At 56.3% G+C, this 17,308-nt stretch carries 16 protein-coding genes and 1 tRNA gene; 9 read left to right on the top strand and 8 right to left on the bottom strand.

Annotated features, from left to right (window positions below):
* Window positions 1–5 precede the first annotated feature (5 nt).
* The gene (dkgB, locus tag GEAM_RS02435; RefSeq protein WP_034787809.1) at window positions 6–809 is read left to right on the top strand and encodes a 2,5-didehydrogluconate reductase DkgB; all 804 of its coding nucleotides are present in this window, start codon (window positions 6–8) and stop codon (window positions 807–809) included.
* A gap of 58 nt (window positions 810–867) precedes the next feature.
* Here dkgB and yafC read toward each other — a convergent pair whose 3' ends face one another.
* Entirely contained in the window at window positions 868–1,767 is a 900-nt protein-coding gene (gene yafC / locus GEAM_RS02440; RefSeq protein WP_034787811.1) for a DNA-binding transcriptional regulator YafC, read from the bottom strand.
* Between the two features lie 106 nt (window positions 1,768–1,873).
* On the opposite strand from yafC, the gene GEAM_RS02445 reads away from it, so the two are divergent.
* Window positions 1,874–3,049, top strand: coding sequence for an MFS transporter (locus tag GEAM_RS02445; protein WP_034787813.1), 1,176 nt, complete (start codon window positions 1,874–1,876; stop codon window positions 3,047–3,049).
* Between the two features lie 255 nt (window positions 3,050–3,304).
* A complete protein-coding gene (locus tag GEAM_RS02450) occupies window positions 3,305–4,114 on the top strand; it encodes an endonuclease/exonuclease/phosphatase family protein (RefSeq protein ID WP_072009853.1) in 810 nt (269 codons plus the stop codon).
* Between the two features lie 75 nt (window positions 4,115–4,189).
* Here the strand turns inward: GEAM_RS02450 and mltD are convergent, their stop codons facing one another.
* The gene (gene mltD / locus GEAM_RS02455) at window positions 4,190–5,575 is read right to left on the bottom strand and encodes a murein transglycosylase D (protein WP_034787817.1); all 1,386 of its coding nucleotides are present in this window, start codon (window positions 5,573–5,575) and stop codon (window positions 4,190–4,192) included.
* A gap of 70 nt (window positions 5,576–5,645) precedes the next feature.
* Window positions 5,646–6,401: a hydroxyacylglutathione hydrolase gene (gene gloB / locus GEAM_RS02460; protein WP_034787820.1), complete on the bottom strand. Its 756-nt coding sequence runs from the start codon at window positions 6,399–6,401 to the stop codon at window positions 5,646–5,648.
* Between the two features lie 43 nt (window positions 6,402–6,444).
* Between gloB and GEAM_RS02465 the strand changes: the two genes are divergently transcribed.
* Entirely contained in the window at window positions 6,445–7,179 is a 735-nt protein-coding gene (locus GEAM_RS02465) for a class I SAM-dependent methyltransferase (protein WP_034787823.1), read from the top strand.
* Here GEAM_RS02465 and rnhA read toward each other — a convergent pair.
* Window positions 7,176–7,643 (bottom strand): ribonuclease HI, encoded by a 468-nt coding sequence (gene rnhA / locus GEAM_RS02470; RefSeq protein WP_034787826.1) that lies wholly within the window; start codon window positions 7,641–7,643, stop codon window positions 7,176–7,178. The two genes, GEAM_RS02465 and rnhA, sit on opposite strands and share 4 nt — an antisense overlap.
* Window positions 7,644–7,712: 69 nt before the next feature.
* Here rnhA and dnaQ point away from each other — a divergent pair, with 69 nt between their 5' ends.
* The gene (gene dnaQ / locus GEAM_RS02475) at window positions 7,713–8,462 is read left to right on the top strand and encodes a DNA polymerase III subunit epsilon (protein WP_034787829.1); all 750 of its coding nucleotides are present in this window, start codon (window positions 7,713–7,715) and stop codon (window positions 8,460–8,462) included.
* 123 nt (window positions 8,463–8,585) lie between these two features.
* Window positions 8,586–8,662: transfer RNA gene (locus GEAM_RS02480), tRNA-Asp, on the top strand.
* A 136-nt stretch (window positions 8,663–8,798) separates the two neighbouring features.
* Here the strand turns inward: GEAM_RS02480 and GEAM_RS02485 are convergent.
* From GEAM_RS02485 to GEAM_RS02500, 4 genes are all read right to left on the bottom strand, one after another.
* Window positions 8,799–10,097, bottom strand: a complete 1,299-nt coding sequence (locus GEAM_RS02485) for a c-type cytochrome (RefSeq protein WP_034787832.1) — start codon at window positions 10,095–10,097, stop codon at window positions 8,799–8,801.
* Window positions 10,094–12,373: a xanthine dehydrogenase family protein molybdopterin-binding subunit gene (locus tag GEAM_RS02490; RefSeq protein ID WP_034787835.1), complete on the bottom strand. Its 2,280-nt coding sequence runs from the start codon at window positions 12,371–12,373 to the stop codon at window positions 10,094–10,096. Before GEAM_RS02490 ends, GEAM_RS02485 begins: the two co-directional genes overlap by 4 nt.
* Entirely contained in the window at window positions 12,370–12,843 is a 474-nt protein-coding gene (locus tag GEAM_RS02495; protein WP_034787838.1) for a (2Fe-2S)-binding protein, read from the bottom strand. Before GEAM_RS02495 ends, GEAM_RS02490 begins: the two co-directional genes overlap by 4 nt.
* A 225-nt stretch (window positions 12,844–13,068) precedes the next feature.
* Window positions 13,069–14,577, bottom strand: a complete 1,509-nt coding sequence (locus tag GEAM_RS02500) for an NCS1 family nucleobase:cation symporter-1 (RefSeq protein ID WP_034787841.1) — start codon at window positions 14,575–14,577, stop codon at window positions 13,069–13,071.
* A gap of 187 nt (window positions 14,578–14,764) precedes the next feature.
* Here GEAM_RS02500 and GEAM_RS02505 point away from each other — a divergent pair, with 187 nt between their 5' ends.
* From GEAM_RS02505 to puuE, 3 genes are read left to right on the top strand one after another with little or no spacing between them, the layout of a single operon-like run.
* Window positions 14,765–15,499: a GntR family transcriptional regulator gene (locus tag GEAM_RS02505; RefSeq protein ID WP_034787844.1), complete on the top strand. Its 735-nt coding sequence runs from the start codon at window positions 14,765–14,767 to the stop codon at window positions 15,497–15,499.
* Window positions 15,499–16,266: an allantoin racemase gene (gene hpxA / locus GEAM_RS02510; protein WP_034787846.1), complete on the top strand. Its 768-nt coding sequence runs from the start codon at window positions 15,499–15,501 to the stop codon at window positions 16,264–16,266. The genes GEAM_RS02505 and hpxA overlap by 1 nt, the downstream gene beginning before the upstream one ends.
* Entirely contained in the window at window positions 16,259–17,218 is a 960-nt protein-coding gene (gene puuE / locus GEAM_RS02515; RefSeq protein WP_034787849.1) for an allantoinase PuuE, read from the top strand. The genes hpxA and puuE overlap by 8 nt, the downstream gene beginning before the upstream one ends.
* Window positions 17,219–17,308 lie beyond the last annotated feature (90 nt).

Below are 17,308 nucleotides of genomic sequence, written 5' to 3' on the forward strand. Positions count from 1 at the left end.
AAAATATGAGCATCCCTGCATTTGGTCTTGGCACATTCCGTCTGAAAGACGAAGTGGTGAAAGCGTCCGTTTCTACCGCCTTGGAACTGGGCTACCGCGCGATTGATACTGCGCAGATCTACGGCAACGAAGCCGCCGTGGGTGAAGCGATTTCCGACAGCGGCGTGGCGCGTAAAGACCTGTACATCACCACCAAGATTTGGGTTGAGAATCTGGGCGCGGAGCAAGTGATCTCCAGCCTGAAAGAGAGCCTGACCAAGCTGAAAACTGACTATGTTGACCTGACGCTGATCCACTGGCCGTCTCCGGGCAACGCGGTGAGCGTGGCGGAAACCATGCACGCGCTGGTTGAAGCGAAAAAACTGGGCCTGACCCGTGAAATTGGTATTTCCAACTTCACCGTGGCGCTGATGCAAGAAGCCATTGACGCCGTGGGCGCAGAAGCTATCGCGACCAACCAAATCGAACTGTCGCCGTTCTTGCAGAACCAGACCGTGGTCGATTTTGCCCGTAAAAACGGCATCGCCATCACCTCTTACATGACGCTGGCTTATGGCGACGCGCTGAAAGACGAAACCATTATCGCTGTAGCGGCGCGTCATGACGCGACTCCGGCGCAAGTGGTGCTGGCATGGGCGCTGCAACTGGGTTACGCGGTCATTCCTTCTTCTACCAAGCGTGAAAACTTGGCGAGCAACCTGCTGGCGCAACAGCTGAAGCTGACTGATGCCGATATGGCTGACATCGCCAAGCTGGAACGCAATGGCCGTCTGGTTAGCCCAGAAGGTCTGGCGCCTGAGTGGGATTAATCCCTCAATACGGTTTTAGTGTCTGGGAAACCCATGCTTCGGCATGGGTTTTTCCGTTTTAGGCGGGGGAGGCGGGGTTGAGCTTCTCGCTGAGAAAATCGATAAAGCAGCGAATGCGAGTGCTGACCGTCTGGTCGCTGTAATAGACCGCGTGCAGCGGCATCGAGATCCGCATGGTGTCGGGGACCAGCAGTTCCACTAAATCTCCGCGTTTCACATCCGGCTGGGTCATAAAGTCTGACAGACAGGCAATGCCGTTGCCCATCAGACAGAGCTGGCGCAGCGTCTCACCACTGCCCGAGCTAATAAACGGCGTGATGGTCAACTGCTGGCCGTCGGCGCACAGCAATGGCCACTTATTCAGCGCCAACACTTCGTTAAAGCCCAGACAGCGATGCTTCTTCAAGTCATCGGCGGTTTTCGGCACGCCCCATTTCTCCAGATAAGCTGGCGAGGCCAGCACGCTGCGATAGCTCATCATCAGCTTGCGGGCGCGCAGGCTTGAGTCTTCCAACTCACCCACGCGAATGGCGACATCCACCTTTTGGTCAATCAGATTGATATTGCTCTCGGAGGAGAACAGCGCCAGCGACATCTTGGGGAAGCGTTCGGTGAATTCAGCCACCAGAGGCGAAATCACGTGGAGGATAACCGGCGTGGCGGCGTCGACGCGCAGCAGCCCCTGTGGGTCATCGCGATGCTCGAGCAGGTCGTCCTCGGCGGCGGCCATCTCCTGCAAAATCTTCTGCACGCGGACAAAATAGCGCTCGCCTTCGTGGGTCAGGCTTATCTGGCGCGTGGTGCGGTTGAGCAGGGTGATGCCCAGCTTTTGCTCGAGGCGTTTCAGGGTGCGGCTGACCACCGAGTTGTCTTGCTCGAGCTGTTCAGCGGCGCGGCTAAAACTGCCCATTTCAACCACGGTGACAAAGGTCATTAACTCTTCCGAACTGGCTTTCATTGATGTCACTCCAGCAGAAATCATTTGATACTTTGGTTATTTCTGTCATTTAAGCACAAGCAGATAATAGCCGCCATCAAATCGATATTCATTGTGGAGTAAGGTTATGCCTCTTGCATTGTTAGCGCTGACCATCAGCGCATTCGCCATAGGAACCACCGAGTTCGTGATTGTTGGCCTGATCCCAACCATCGCCGATCAACTGGGTGTTTCAGTACCATCAGCTGGTCTGCTGGTGTCTATTTATGCCGTGGGTGTGGCCGTTGGCGCACCTGTTCTGACCGCGCTGACAGGCCGTGTGCCGCGTAAAGCGCTGCTGATTGGCCTGATGGTGTTCTTCACCATCGGCAACCTGCTGGCGTGGCAGTCGCCGAACTACAGCACGCTGGTGGTTGCGCGCCTGCTGACCGGGCTGGCGCACGGCGTGTTCTTCTCGATTGGCTCGACTATCGCCACCAGTCTGGTGTCGAAAGAGAAAGCGGCGTCGGCTATCGCGCTGATGTTTGGCGGGCTGACCGTGGCGCTGGTGACCGGCGTGCCATTGGGGACCTTTATCGGGCAGCATTTCGGCTGGCGCGAAACCTTCCTCGCCGTCACGCTGATTGGGGTGATTGCTATCATTGCCAGCGCGATTCTGGTGCCGAACAACATCAAAAATGGCCCTTCGGCTAAGATTGCCGATCAGCTGAAAGTGTTGATGAACCCACGCCTGTTGCTGATTTACGCGGTCACCGCGCTGGGCTACGGCGGCGTGTTCACCACCTTCACCTTCCTCGCGCCGATGATGCAGCAGCAGGCTGGTTTCTCCGCCAGCATGGTGAGCTGGATCCTGCTGGCCTACGGCGTGTCAGTGGCTATCGGTAACATCTGGGGCGGTAAGTTGGCGGATAAACACGGCGCGGTGAAAGCCCTGAGCATCATCTTCGCGGCGCTGGCTATCATCCTGTTTGTGTTCCAGTTCACCGCCAACTTTGCTATCCCGGCACTGATCACCCTGATGGTGATGGGCATCTTCGCTTTCGGCAACGTGCCTGGTTTGCAGGTGTACGTGGTGCAGAAAGCAGAAGAAGTGACGCCGAACGCGGTCGACGTGGCTTCTGGCCTGAACATCGCCGCCTTCAACGTCGGGATTGCTATTGGTTCGGTGGTCGGCGGGCAGGTAGTGTCGAGCATCGGGCTGGCGCAAACGCCGTGGATTGGCGCGGTTATCGTGCTTGGCGCACTGGCGCTGATTCGCCTGAGTGGCCATTTGGATAAGAAAACCCAGCTGGCAATGGCTTAAGGCTATTCGGCAGTGTAACGCGCGGCTCACCCTCGGGTGGGCCGTTTTGCTTTTCGCTCATTAACTCATTAACAAGAACTCATTAACAAGGCATACCAATAATCCTATGCTACCTTGATAACAGAACGCCGACGGTCAGGCGGGCAGGGTGTATACGATTGTAAACAGATTTGGCCTGAGCACTGACGGGCGTATAGTGAAACGTCCGCTGCCTTCGAGCAGCATGATTTTTGATTGAGTGAATAGGCGATAAGCGTGCCGAAAAGAACATATGCAATGAGGTATGTTGCAGGTCAACCGGTCGAGCAGATCTTTCCAGGTGCCATGGCACATCTCAGTACTGGATTGCCTCCCGGAGCCGCGCTGCCCAATTCCAATACTCTACGCGTTATGGTGTGGAACATTTTCAAGCAACAACGGGCCGACTGGCTCTCGGTGTTGCAAGGTTTTGGCAAAGATGCCCAGCTGGTGTTGCTGCAAGAAGCGCAAACCACCCCTGAGCTGATTCGATTTGCTACCTCTCACTATTTGGCCGCCGATCAGGTTCCGGCCTATATGCTGCCTCAGCACCCCTCTGGCGTGATGACGCTCTCGGCTGCCCATCCGGTCTACTGTTGCCCTCTGCGCGAGCGTGAGCCCCTGCTACGCTTGGCTAAATCCGCCTTGGTGACGGTCTACCCGCTGTTGGATGGCAGACTGCTGATGGTGGTGAACATCCACGCGGTGAATTTCAGCATCGGGGTTGATGTTTACAGCAAGCAGTTGGAGACCATTGGCGAGCAGATTGCGCATCATAAAGGGCCGGTGGTGATGGCGGGGGACTTCAACGCCTGGAGCCGTCAGCGCATTAATGCCTTGTTCGGCTTCGCCAATAACATTCGCCTGCAAGAGGTGAGGTTCCCTTCAGACTTCCGCCGCCGCGCCTTTGGCCGCCCGCTGGATTTCATCTTCTATCGCGATTTGAGCGTCACCAATGCGACGGTGATGGAAACGCAGGCGTCGGACCACAACCCGCTGCTGGTGGAGTTTCTGGCCGATCACAGCGCGGCGAACAAAGCTCTGTAAGCCGACTCGAAATTTGAGCATAAAAAAAAGCACCCCGAGGGGTGCTTTTTTGTGGGTATGACGCTGGGCGTAGCATCAGGTGTCTGGCGTTAACTTATTGCTGACAAACAGAGTCAGCTTATTGCCGGGCTGAAGGTTGTCAGTGCCAGCATTCCAGCGCATCACATCTTTGATGTTCACGCCGTGACGCTTAGCAATGCTCGACAACGAATCGCCTTTGCGAACCTGATACGTAATACTGCCGCCGTTACTGCTACTTGCCGAACTGACGCTGTTATCCGCCACTTGCAGGGTTTGCCCAACTTTTATCGCGCTCGCCGAGCGCAAATTGTTCCAACGCTGTAAATCACGGGTCTTAACGTTCAGTCTTGCTGCAATCCCAGACAAGCTATCGCCGGAGCGAACCTTGTAAGCTTTTGCGCCAGACGGAGCGTTGCTCGCAAGTCTCGTATTCTGCACGGCTGCGATGTCGCCATCGGCCAGAGAATCCTTCAACTGCGCTGCATGAGCCGTCGGTAACACAATGTAGTGCGGGCCGTTAGGCGCGGTAACATTTTGTTTGTAGCCAGTATTGTACGACTTAAGCTTAGTCAGTGACATGCCCGCCATCTCAGCCGCCTGAGTTAACTGCATCTGTTGCCCCACTTCAACACGCGCTAATGCGCGGTCTTGGCTCGGCGTCGGTAAGCTAATTCCGTATTTTTTGCTATGCTTTAAAATATCGCTCAAGGCCAACATTTTCGGCACATAAATCGACGTTTCACGAGGAAGCGCCAGTGACCAGAAATCTGTCGGACGACCTTTAGCTTTATTCGCTTTCACCGCTTGCATGACTCGGCCTTCACCGCTGTTGTACGCCGCGATGGTCAGTAACCAGTCGCCGCCAAACATCTTGTTCAGGTTTTGCATCATATCAAGCGCAGCAGTTGTGGAAGCCACGACATCGCGACGACCGTCATACCACTGGTTTTGTTTCAAACCATAGTTGCGCCCTGTTTGTGGCACGATCTGCCACAGCCCCGCAGCGTTAGCCGCCGAGGTTGCTTTAGGGTCAAAAGCGCTCTCCACTATGGGTAGCAGTACCAGTTCCATCGGCATATTGCGTTTCTTAATCTGCTCGGTGATCCAGTACATGTACGGCTCTGCCCGTAATGTTACATCGTGGAGATAGCTCTTATTTTTTAAGTATTTTACTTTTTGCTCACGGATCCGGGCATTTTCCGGAACCTTCATCTTCAGCTCGTCGCCAATGAAGTTCCACAGATTCTTTTGCGCGATAGAGTCATCATTGTCCAACCATCGCGAAGAGGTTAACCGCCCCCCATCTGTGTACTCTCCTGCTTCACTTTGACTTGCCGAAGACAAACTCTGTGCATGCTGTTCTGGCACCTTCACGTCCTGCCTGGACGCTTGGCAACCCACTAGCAACACCGAGGCGAAGATTATCGCTTTTGCCTTCATGTGTGTGTCAATAGTTGCTTAAAAGACGAGCGATAATACTTTGCTTAGCTCAAAAACACAACCTTTTGCTTCAGAAGCTATCTTTGAGACCCCTTAGATAGGCGAAAACTTGCCAAGAAGGTTTTAAGGGATCGTTAAGGTTTAATTTGTTTTGTAAATCAATATCATCGCATCGTAAAAACAGGTTAATTTTACGTTCCAAACCTAGGGTTGTAGGCAGGGAAGGTTGCCCCTTTTTACGCATTTCCTGCACATTCTGTTCATGAGAATCAATATCAGAATCGTCTGGCAGAATTGACCGGGCAAACTTAAGATTTGAGAGAGTATATTCGTGCGCGGCGCAGACCAAAGTATCGTCAGGAAGCTGAGCTAACTGTTGAAAGGATTGATACATTTGCTCGGGCGTCCCTTCGAACAATCGGCCGCATCCGGCGGAAAACATCGTGTCTCCGCAGAATAGGTAAGGGGCGCTATAGTATGAAATGTGACCTAAAGTGTGGCCGGGCGTAGCAAAGATGTGCCATTTCGCCCCACCAATTTCGACCTCATCGCCGTTTTTAAGAATTTTCTGAGCACCTTTGCCCGCCGTTTCCTCTGGACCGTACACTTTTACAGCAGGGAAATGCGATAAAATCTCATTTACGCCACCCACATGGTCATGATGATGGTGGGTCAGCAGGATGTCCGTGGGGGTTAAATTGCGCGCTTTTAGTACTTCCAGCACCGGAGCGGCTTCACCCGGATCAACAATCAAACAGTGACCGTTCTGGTCATCCAATAACCAAATGTAATTGTCCTGCAAGGCGGGAATACTGATAAGATTCATAGATACCTCTCGTTGGCAAACGCTTGTAAGACGAAAATAAAATATGCTACCAGCCCGCACACGAAAAAAAATCACTGCGCCAGCTTCATGGGATGCCTTCCCCTGCGGTGAGTATTACCGTGCCGCGCTTGAGCGACAACTTCAAGCATGGTGGGGCAAGTTATATGGTTTCCACCTGTTAAAGATTGGCAATTTGAGCGCCGAGCTCGACACCTCCGGCTGCCCCATCTCTCATCAGGTTAATGTCGCTGAGCGGGGAGAAAACCTGCATGTCCAAGGTTCACAGTACCAATTGCCTTTCGCACACAAGTCGGTGGACGCCTGCCTGCTAGCCCATACTTTAGCCTATGCCGAAGACCCTCACCGGACATTGCGCGAGGTTGATCGCGTGCTGATTGACGACGGCTGGCTGGTGTTAAGCAGCTTCAACCCGTTGAGTTTAGTCGGCATCGCCAAGCTGGTGCCTTTGGTGCGTAAACGCCAGCCTTATGTCAGCCAGATGTTTACCCAAACGCGCTTGCTCGACTGGCTGGGCTTACTTAATTATGAAGTGATGATGAAGAGCCGTTTTCAGGTGCTGCCGTGGTGCGCCAAGGGCGGGAAGACGCTGAGTACGCATCTGCCCGCGCTAGGCTGTATGACAGTGATGGTGGCGCGTAAAAGGACGCTGCCGCTGACGCCGAGCGCCAAGAAGGTGCCAGCAAGGCGTCAGGCTATTCCGCAGGCCGTGGGGGCCAGCAGCAAAAGTTATCGCAAGGATCACCAGAGCGAAGATTAGCTCTCTTGTTTGTAGCCGACGTCATCCAGCGTCGGATTGCCCGCCGCGTCGCGCGCCAGCACGTCACAACGTTCATTCTCCGGGTGGCCCGCATGGCCTTTGACCCACATCCAGTTCAGCTTATGGCCCTGAATCGCCGCGTCCAGCCGTTGCCATAAATCGACATTTTTCACCGGCTTTTTGTCGGCGGTTTTCCAGCCGCGCTTCTTCCAGTTGTGGATCCAACTGGTGATGCCCTGACGCACATATTGGCTGTCGGTGCTTAAAGTCACTTCGCAAGGAGAAGTCAGCGCCTCAAGGGCCACAATGGCCGCCATCAGCTCCATGCGATTATTGGTGGTCAGCCTAAAGCCCGCGCTAAACTCTTTTTCGTGTTGCTTGTAGCGCAAGATTGCGCCGAAACCACCGGGGCCGGGATTGCCAAGGCAAGAGCCGTCGGTGAAAATTTCTACCTGTTTGGTCATCTCTGGTAGACTCTTCCGCAGAAAGTAAAAGCCAAGTCTGACATAAACGAGCGCTGCGAGCACTGCAATATGATTTCTTCTCCTACCAGACAGATCGTTCTCGATACCGAAACCACCGGTATGAACAAACTCGGTGTTCACTACGAGGGGCATCGAATCATTGAAATCGGTGCGGTTGAGGTGATTAACCGTCGCCTGACCGGGCGCAATTTCCACGTCTATTTGAAGCCCGATCGTTTGGTCGATCCCGAAGCCTTTGGCGTTCATGGGATCAGTGACGAATTCCTCGCCGATAAACCAACCTTTGCCGACATCGCCGACGACTTCCTCGAGTACATTCGCGGCGGCGAGCTGGTTATCCATAACGCGACGTTCGACATCGGCTTTATGGATTACGAGTTCGGCATGCTGGGTCGTGGTATTGAGAAGACTGAAACCTTCTGCAAAATCACCGATACCCTGCAAATGGCGCGCAAGCTGTTCCCCGGCAAGCGCAACAGCCTTGATGCCCTCAGCGATCGTTACCTGATAGACAACAGCAAACGTACCCTGCACGGCGCGTTGCTTGACTCCGAGATCCTCGCCGAAGTCTATCTGATGATGACCGGCGGTCAGACCATCATGAAATTCACCCACGAAGGCGACCAGAAAACCGGCGCGGACGGGCAGGGGATCCAGCGCATCGCCAGACCGGCCTCGGGTTTGAAAGTGATCCGCGCCAGCGAGCAGGAAATGGCTTGGCACGAAGAGCGTTTAGATCTGGTGGTGAAGAAGGGGGGAAGCTGTCTGTGGCGGCCACAACCGGCGGCGGAAGAGTAAGAAATTGCCTTTAAAATGCTCGTCTTGCAGAAAAACTGCTCAGTTGAGCGAAATTGTCAGGAAAAGCATTGACGCCATGGCGGGCATTCCTTAATATCCGCTCCGTTCTTAACCGAACGGCGCGGAGCGGTAGTTCAGTTGGTTAGAATACCTGCCTGTCACGCAGGGGGTCGCGGGTTCGAGCCCCGTCCGTTCCGCCAACATTCAGAAGCCCTGAGTTAGCAATAACTCAGGGCTTCGTTGTTTCTGCTTTCTGCAAAACAAACTTCCTGTAAAGCATAAAAAAACCGGCGCAAGTCCTCCCTCACGCCGGTTTGTCTTCTTCCTATTGACTGCTTATTTCACTGCGGTTTCTGCCCGCACTTCGCTGACTTTGTGCTGCAAGTCAGGCCACGCGGCCTTTCCGGCATACTCTTGGCGTAAATAATTCAACAAAGTGGCAATCTGCGCATCGCTCAGGTTATGGCGAAACGCGGGCATAAAGCCCAGCTCGGCCTTGGCCGGATGCTGAATACCGTCGAGCACGATGCGAATCGCATTGTCCGGCGAGTCGGTAAACAGATTGGTGTTGAGTGCCAGAGAAGGGCGCACACCGGCCATCTGCGGGCCTTTCTCCTGTGCGTGACAGGCCATGCAGGAGCCAGAGAACAGCCGCGCGCCTTCCGAGGTCAGAGGTTCCACCTTGCTTTCTGCGCGCTGATTCAGCTCGGCGGCGCTGCCCTGCGGCGCGCTGTCACTCTGGAATGACATCAGATAAGTAGCGATAGCCTTCACGTCTTCCGCGGGCAGTTGCGACAAGCCCTCGGTGACCACTGGCCCCATCGGCCCGGCGGCGACCCCGTGGTTGGCCGAATAGCCGGAGCGCATAAAGGTGACGAAATCCTCATGAGTCCACTTCAGCGGCGCGTCGGAGTTCGCCACCAGTGACGGCGCGGTCCATCCTTCGGCCACGCCTCCGGTCAGATGCTCCTTGCCGCCTTTTTCGCCAAACATCAGGTTTCGCGGCGAGTGGCAGGCGCTACAGTGCCCCAGCCCTTCGGTCAGATATTCCCCGCGCTGCCACTCGGCGCTCTTGCTGCTGTCGGTCTTCAGCTCGCCCGGCTTGAGGAACAGCCAGTTCCAGGTCACGATGCCCTGACGAATGTTGAACGGGAAGCTCAGCGCGGTTTCTGGCGGCGAATACTTCACCGGCGGCTGCGACATCAGATAGGCATACAGCGCCTCGAGGTCAGCATCGCTGGTGCGGGTAAACGCGGTATAAGGGAAGGCCGGATAGAGGTAATTACCCTCGCGGTCTACGCCGTGGCGCATCGCCCGCTTAAAGGCGGCAAAGGACCACTTACCGATGCCGGTTTCAACGTCCGGCGTGATGTTGGTGGAGTAAATCGTGCCGAAGGGGATCTCCATCGCCAGCCCGCCGGTATTGCGCTCGCCGCCGGAGCGGGTGTGGCACACGGCGCAGTCGCCGAGGTCAGCCAGCTTGCGGCCTTGCTCGATTTTCTCCGGGCTGAAGGTCTGAGTGCCCGGCTGTTTCAACGGCGCGATTTCTGGCTGCCAGCTAATGGTCGCGCCGCCAATTACTATTGCCAGCACTGCCACGGCGCCCCATCCGGCGACTTTCTTTATCTTACTCATGCTTTGTCTTCCTTAACCTGTGCTGCCGATTCCAGTGTTTTTAGCACGCGCTCTGGCGTAAAGGGGACTTCGCGCATCCGCACGCCCAGCGCGTCGAAAAGTGCATTGCCGACCGCCGCCGCGCTTGGCACTGACGCCGATTCCCCCGCGCCCATTGGCGGCTCATCAGGATAATCCAGCAGTTGAATATCCACCTGCGGTAACTCATCAAAGCGCAGGATCGGGTAGCCGCCCCATTCGAGCGAGGTGGTGCCCGCGCCGTCAAAGGTGGCGAACTCCTTCAGCACGCGGCTGGTGGACTGAATAATGTTGCCGTGAACCTGATGCTTGACCCCGGCCGGGTTGATCATCCGTCCGCAGTCGTGGGCGACGAAAATCTTGTCGATTTTGATCTGCCCGGTTTTGCGATTCACGCTCAGGTCGCAGACCCACGCCGCCCATGCCGCGCCGAAGCCGGGGAATTTACTGTGGAAGTAGCGGGCGTAGGCGAAACCGCGCCCGGTCACCACCTCCTGATTAGCCGGGGCAGGTTTGTGGTGGGCCGGGCCGTCTTGCCAATTGCACTGCTTTTTCAGCGCGGCGATCAGCTTGATGGCGCGGTCATCTTTCAGGTACTGCAGGCGGTAGGCGATCGGGTCCTGACCCGCCAGATAAGCCATTTCATCAATCCACGACTCATGGGCGAAGACGTTCGGCAGGGCCGATACGCCGCGCATCCACGAGGCGCGCACAATCGGCGCGGCGTCCTGCGACAGCACTCGCATGTGCGGATATTCATATTGCGGAATGGCGGTACGGTCGCCCATCTGCTGCACATCGGCGTTGTTCGGCACTTTGCCGGTCAGCACCAGAGGCAGCGTCACGGCATTATTCGACGGATAGCTGGTTTTGAGCTCGTAAGCCGCGACCTGCAGTTGCTTATCCAGACCCCCGCGCACGCGAATCAACTGGCCGGTGCCTTTCGGCTCCCAGCCTGATTCTTGCTCGCGCATCAGCTGCACGCGCACGGGTTTATCCACGGCTTGCGACAGCAACAGGGCGTCGGCCGAGACGTCGTCGGCGCAGTTGCGACCATAGCAGCCGGAGGCTTCCATGCGGTTGATATGCACCTGCTCCGGCACGCGATCCAGCAGCTTGGCGAGGTCTTTGCGCAGGTCATGAGGGTTTTGCGTGCCGGACCAGACTTCGGCTTTCTCCGCCGTGACGTCCGCCACCGCGCAGGATGGCCCAATGGAGGCGTGCAGGTGATAAGGCCAGACATAATCGGCGTCGGCGTGAATATGCAGCCCAGCCAGCGCTTCATCCGTACCGGCGTCGTTGCGCAGCATTCGGTCAGTTTTTGGCGTCGCCGCCAGCGTGTCGTGGAGCTTGTCCAGCGACAGGTCCGGCAGCCCGGCCCATTTCTTCCATTCAACTTTTAGCTGGCGCATGGCGGCAATAGCCTGCTCCTCGCGCTCGGCGACAATGCCGATGAAATCTTTAATGACCACCACTTCGACGATGCCCGGCAGGTGGGCGATAGAGGCTTTATCCACTGAAATCAGGCTGTCGCCCAGCGGCGCACTGCTGTCCGCACCGGCATAGGGCGGCCTGACCACGCGGCCGTGCAGCATGCCCGGCAGGCGCATGTCGTGAACATAGGTCAGCTGGCCGGTGACTTTGGCGGGGATGTCCACCCGCGCTACCGGCTTGCCAACGTACTGGCTCTCTTTGACGCTTTTAAGCTGAACCGAGGTGTCGAGTGGCAGGTTGATATCTTGGCCTTCTGCCAGCTGTGCGTAGCTCAGACGCTTGGCCGGGTGGGCTTCGACAAACACAAAGCCCTGCTCGGCGCGAAGCTGTTCGGCGGGCAGCTTGATGGCCTTGGCGGCGAGGGCGGTAAGCATCTCGCGCACCTGCGCCGCCGCCTGACGCAGCGGCACGGCGGAGACTTGCAGCGTGCTGCTGGCGATGGTCGGCCCCTGATTCGGAGTGCGATTGGTGTCGCCGAGGATCATGGTGACATCTTCAAAGCGCACGCCAATTTCATCCGCGACTATTTGCGCTAAAGAAGTACGCACGCCGGTGCCCAAATCGACGTGACCGTTAAACGCGGTGACCTTACCGTCGGCAGACATCGCGATAAAGCTGTTCACGCGGTCCAGTGGGATATCAGTCACTTTGCTGGTGGTCGGGGCGCTGGCGAGGGCCGAGAGCGGCGAGACGAAAAGGCTGCTGACCATCACCACGCCGCCCGATTGCAGCAGGCGACGACGGGTTATTTCCAGAGTATTCATGCCTGACCTCGCTCAGCAATCAGCTGACGGGCCTTTTCGGCGGCGCGCAGAATTTCAAGATGAGTGCCGCAGCGGCAGAGGTTGTAGGCCAGTTCGTTTTTGATTTGATCTTCGCTGGCCTGCGGATTGCGCTCAAACAGGGCGACCAGCGTCATGATCATGCCGTTGGCGCAATAGCCGCACTGCGCGGCCTGCTCGTCGATAAAACCTTGCTGCACCGGGTGCAATTTGCCTTCCTCACCCAGCCCTTCCAGCGTGGTAATGGCTTTGCCCTGCACGCCAGAAAGCGGGATGGAGCACGAGCGCGCGGCGACGCCATCGATAAGCACGGTGCAAGCACCGCACTCGCCAAGGCCGCAGCCATATTTCGGCCCATTCAGGCCCAGATCGTTGCGTAGGATATAAAGCAGAGGGGTGTCGGCACTGACATTGCTCAACGGCAGCATTTTGCCGTTAACATTGATTTCCATTGAAAAAACTCCATGTCGGGGCAGGCAATCCAAAAACGCGCCTGCCGCTGATGCGTTATATAATTATGTTTATCACGCTAATAGTTAGCCTGTATTACCATGTGAATGGTATGTGAATTAGGGCTGGGATTCATTAACAAAAGAAGGCAAAAAAGGGGTAGAGGCGCGGGGAGGGGAATGAAAAACACCGCCGGAAAGGCCTCCGGCGGTGGTGAGATAAAGGCGTTACTCTTTGCCCATTTCTACTTTCGAGAAGTCAATTGACGGGCTGGCAGCGCGCTCGTGGCGAGCAATAACGCGGTAGGCGACGCCGGACAGGAACGCGCCGATAAACCAGCTAAAGTTGGCTACTTGATGCAGGCTCGGCGTGAAGCTGATGAACAGGCCAATCGCCACGGCTGGGATTAACGCCATGATAGCTTTCGGGTTGAAGCCGTTGCGATACCAGTAGCGGCCTGACGGCGTGGCGTTGAACAGGGCGTCCACGTCCAGAGAGCCGCGTTTGATCAGGTAGTAGTCTGCCAGCAAGATGCCGAACAGTGGCCCAATAAAGGCACCCAGCACGTCCAGCGTATAGTGGATAAGCTCCGGCGACTGGAACAGGTTCCACGGCGTTAACAGCACTGAGCCTACGGCGGCAATCATCCCGCCGGTGCGGAAGCTGATCTTTTGCGGCGCGCAGTTGGAGAAGTCGAAGGCCGGAGAGACGAAGTTCGCCACGATATTAATGCCGATGGTGGCGATGATCATGGTCAGCAGGCCGAGTGCCACCGCCACGCTGTTACCTACGCGGCTGACGGTTTCGATAGGGTCAGTGATCATCTGGCCAAACAGCGATTGGGTGCCGGAGACAATCACCACGGTCACAATCGAGAACAGCAGGAAGTTGAACGGCAGGCCCCAGCGGTTGCCGCGACGGATCTCACCCATATTTTTGGCGTAACGTGAGAAGTCACCAAAGTTCAGCAGCGGGCCAGAGAAGTAGGAGACAACCAGCGCGGTGGCGGTCAGCATTTCCCAGCTCTGTTGGCCGACGGTCAGCGTTTTGCTGGCCAAGGTGAAAGAGATATTGCTGAAGCCCGTCTTGTAGACAATCCAGCCCGCCAGCATCAGCATCACCACGTAGACGGCAGGCCCAGCGATATCAATAAAGCGCTTGATGGCGCTCATCCCGTGCCAGAACACCATTGCCTGCAAGAACCACATCACGCCGAAGCAGATCCAGCCCATCGCCGACAGCCCCAGCCAGTGCGGCACGGTCAGCGGATTGAGCGACGGGAAGAACTTCAGCAGCACCAGCATCAGGGCGCTGGCCGCCAAATAAGTTTGAATGCCGTACCACGCGAAGGCGATCAGCCCACGGATAACCGCCGGAATATTCGCGCCAAACACCCCAAACGCCTGACGGCAAATCACCGCATAAGGCACGCCCGCCTGCTGGCTAGGCTTGGCCACCAGATTGGCAAAAATCTGCACGATGCAAATCCCGCACAGCAGGCACAGCAGCACCTGCCAGCTGGAAAGCCCCAGCGTGAAGAAGCTGGCTGCCACCACGTAGCCGCCCATGCTGTGTACGTCCGACATCCAGAAAGAGAAGATGTTGTACCAGCTCCAGTTCTGATCGCGAGTCGGTGCTAAGTCGTCATTGCACAGCCGTGGGCTGTAGTGCGGCTTGATAATCCCCGCGCTCAATTCCGGCGACGCGCTGGCGGAAGAGATTTCGTGATTTGGCATAAATCGTGCTCCTGTCATAAACACCGTGTCGAAGTGGGCACCGCAAGGTGGCGGACCCAAAATTAAAGTCGTCACGAAAGCATTTGCAGGAAACAGGCCATATTTGATTTTTTGTATACAATATTTATTTTTTCTGTATACGATTAGCACATAAAATGGCGCATCATCGAACAGCGGAGTGGGTGCAATGACCAGTTGGAGCGGGCTGAATACGGCCTATTTTACCGAGGATAAGGACGACCACATTTATAATGCGTTGGTGAAATCGATAGTCGAACACCAACTGCTACCGGGCAATAAATTGCCAGAAGAAGCCTTGGCTCAGGCTTTTTCCGTCAGCCGTACTGGCATTCGCCGCGTGTTGCAGCGCCTTGCCGCAGTGCAATTAGTGACGCTGTTGCCCAAGCGTGGTGCACACGTCACCTCGCCGGACGCCGATGAGTCACGCGATGTTTTCACCACGCGAAAAATTCTTGAGTGTGCCAACTTGCCCCAAGTGGTGGCACACTGTCAGTCCACCCACATCGCCGCGCTGAAGAAATTGTTGGAAGAGGAGAAGCTGGCCCACGAGTCGCGCAATGGCCCGGCGGCGATCCGCCTTTCCGCGGCGTTTCACGTCCAGCTACAGGCGATTTCTGGCAATAAAGTGCTGACCGAAGCCGTATCGCAACTGACCCTCCGCTCCTCGCTGGCCATCGCCGTGTGGGGCGCACCGTGGCAGCAGGGCTGCCGCTGTACCGATCACGACGTTCTGCTGGATCTGCTGAAAAACCGCGACGCCAAAGGTTTGGCTGACAGCATGGCGCACCACTTCGACCATATTGTTGCCAGTCTGCGGTTTGAGTCTCATCAGGATTGCGCGCCTGACTTTATGCAACTGTTCGCCGCCGACGCGGTAAAAGCCGACAAGGAGGCGCTGTGATGTCCACTGCTACAGGTAAGCTTTGTATACAACTAATCAACCCGAATACCAGTCTGGGTATGACCGAAGTGATGGCCGCCACCGCGCGACAGGTCGCGGCACCGGGTACGGAGATTTGGGCGGTTTGCCCGGAAGAGGGCGCGCCATCGATTGAGGGCCATTTTGACGAAGCAATTGCCGCCATTGGCGTGTTGCAGCAGGTGAAAGCGGGCCGTGCGGCGGGCGTTGACGGGCATATCATCGCCTGCTTCGGCGACCCCGGCTTGTTGGCCGCTCGTGAGCTGGCACAGGCTCCGGTGATTGGCATCGCGGAGGCCGCCATGCACATGGCGACCCTGCTGGCGACCCGGTTTTCCATCGTTACCACTTTGCCGCGCACCTTAACCATCGCCCGCCATTTGTTGCATCAATATGGTTTTGAGCGCCACTGCGCTGCGCTTCACGCCATCGATTTGCCGGTATTAGCGTTGGATGACGGCAGCGGCTTGGCGCAGCAGAAAGTGCGTGAGCAGTGCATTGCGGCGAAAAAATCGGACGGCAGCGGGGCGATCGTGCTTGGCTGCGGCGGCATGGCGGATCTGGCCCAAGAGCTGACACTAGAGTTGGGGATCCCGGTGATCGACGGCGTAAGCGCTGCGGTCAAAATGGTCGAGTCACTGGCGGCGCTGCGCCTGAGCACCAGCAAGCACGGCGATTTGGATTACCCGATTGAGAAGCCTCTTTCCGGGCGTTTCGCCGGATTGAATTTGGGAGGTGGCAATGTCTGATATCGATTATCGCTTCACCGAGAATTACCCGCGCGACTTGATTGGCTTTGCCGGTCGCCCGCCTCACGCCAATTGGCCGGGCAACGCGCGGATCGCCGTGCAGTTTGTGCTCAATTATGAAGAGGGTGCTGAGAATAACGTGCTGCACGGCGACGCGGGTTCTGAGCAGTTTCTGTCAGATATCATCGGCGCAGCCAGCTTCCCCGACCGCCATATGTCGATGGATTCCCTGTATGAATATGGTTCTCGCGCCGGTTTTTGGCGCATTCATAATGAATTCCAAAAACGCGGCCTGCCGTTAACGGTTTTCGGCGTGGCAATGGCATTGGCGCGTAACCCTGAAATTGTCGCCGCCATCAAGCAGGCCGACTACGACGTGGTAAGCCACGGCTGGCGCTGGATCCACTATCAGGACATGAGTAAGGCGCAAGAAGCCGAGCATATGCACAAGGCGGTCAGCGTGCTGAAAGACCTGTTCGGCAGCGCGCCGCTGGGCTGGTACACCGGCCGCGACAGCCCAAACACCCGCCAGCTGGTGGCCGAGTACGGCGGTTTCCAATACGACAGCGACTACTACGGCGACGACCTGCCATTCTGGACCCCGGTCAAGCTGGACAGCGGCGAGGTGAAGCAGCATCTGGTCATCCCTTACACCTTAGAAACCAACGACATGCGCTTCGCCTCTCCCCAAGGTTTCAACACCGGCGAGCAGTTCTTCACCTACCTGAAAGACACCTTCGACGTGCTGTATGAAGAAGGTGAAACCAGCCCGAAAATGATGTCGATAGGCATGCATTGCCGGATATTAGGGCGTCCGGGGCGGTTTAAGGCTTTGCAGAGATTTCTTGATTACGTTCAGGGACATGACCATGTGTGGGTGTGTAAGAGGGGGGAGATTGCAGAGCATTGGTTTAAAGAGCATCCTGCTGGGGGTAAACGTTTCGACGTTTAATCTCGAGTAGTGGGGCTGCTGCCCTGACCCGCTTTTTAAATCTTTAACTTCAAATTCAAAACCGTGGGCGTCGGCCCACACCGTTTTAAA

The organism is Ewingella americana ATCC 33852 (assembly GCF_000735345.1).
Lineage (GTDB): Bacteria > Pseudomonadota > Gammaproteobacteria > Enterobacterales > Enterobacteriaceae > Ewingella > Ewingella americana.

Bases quoted from the DNA above. Each gene is read 5' to 3' on its own strand.
- dkgB (WP_034787809.1), top strand. From the start codon at position 6: ATGAGCATCCCTGCATTTGGTCTTGGCACATTCCGTCTGAAAGACGAA.
- yafC (WP_034787811.1), bottom strand. From the start codon at position 1,767: ATGAAAGCCAGTTCGGAAGAGTTAATGACCTTTGTCACCGTGGTTGAA.
- GEAM_RS02445 (WP_034787813.1), top strand. From the start codon at position 1,874: ATGCCTCTTGCATTGTTAGCGCTGACCATCAGCGCATTCGCCATAGGA.
- mltD (WP_034787817.1), bottom strand. From the start codon at position 5,575: ATGAAGGCAAAAGCGATAATCTTCGCCTCGGTGTTGCTAGTGGGTTGC.
- gloB (WP_034787820.1), bottom strand. From the start codon at position 6,401: ATGAATCTTATCAGTATTCCCGCCTTGCAGGACAATTACATTTGGTTA.
- GEAM_RS02465 (WP_034787823.1), top strand. From the start codon at position 6,445: ATGCTACCAGCCCGCACACGAAAAAAAATCACTGCGCCAGCTTCATGG.
- rnhA (WP_034787826.1), bottom strand. From the start codon at position 7,643: ATGACCAAACAGGTAGAAATTTTCACCGACGGCTCTTGCCTTGGCAAT.
- dnaQ (WP_034787829.1), top strand. From the start codon at position 7,713: ATGATTTCTTCTCCTACCAGACAGATCGTTCTCGATACCGAAACCACC.
- GEAM_RS02485 (WP_034787832.1), bottom strand. From the start codon at position 10,097: ATGAGTAAGATAAAGAAAGTCGCCGGATGGGGCGCCGTGGCAGTGCTG.
- GEAM_RS02490 (WP_034787835.1), bottom strand. From the start codon at position 12,373: ATGAATACTCTGGAAATAACCCGTCGTCGCCTGCTGCAATCGGGCGGC.
- GEAM_RS02495 (WP_034787838.1), bottom strand. From the start codon at position 12,843: ATGGAAATCAATGTTAACGGCAAAATGCTGCCGTTGAGCAATGTCAGT.
- GEAM_RS02500 (WP_034787841.1), bottom strand. From the start codon at position 14,577: ATGCCAAATCACGAAATCTCTTCCGCCAGCGCGTCGCCGGAATTGAGC.
- GEAM_RS02505 (WP_034787844.1), top strand. From the start codon at position 14,765: ATGACCAGTTGGAGCGGGCTGAATACGGCCTATTTTACCGAGGATAAG.
- hpxA (WP_034787846.1), top strand. From the start codon at position 15,499: ATGTCCACTGCTACAGGTAAGCTTTGTATACAACTAATCAACCCGAAT.
- puuE (WP_034787849.1), top strand. From the start codon at position 16,259: ATGTCTGATATCGATTATCGCTTCACCGAGAATTACCCGCGCGACTTG.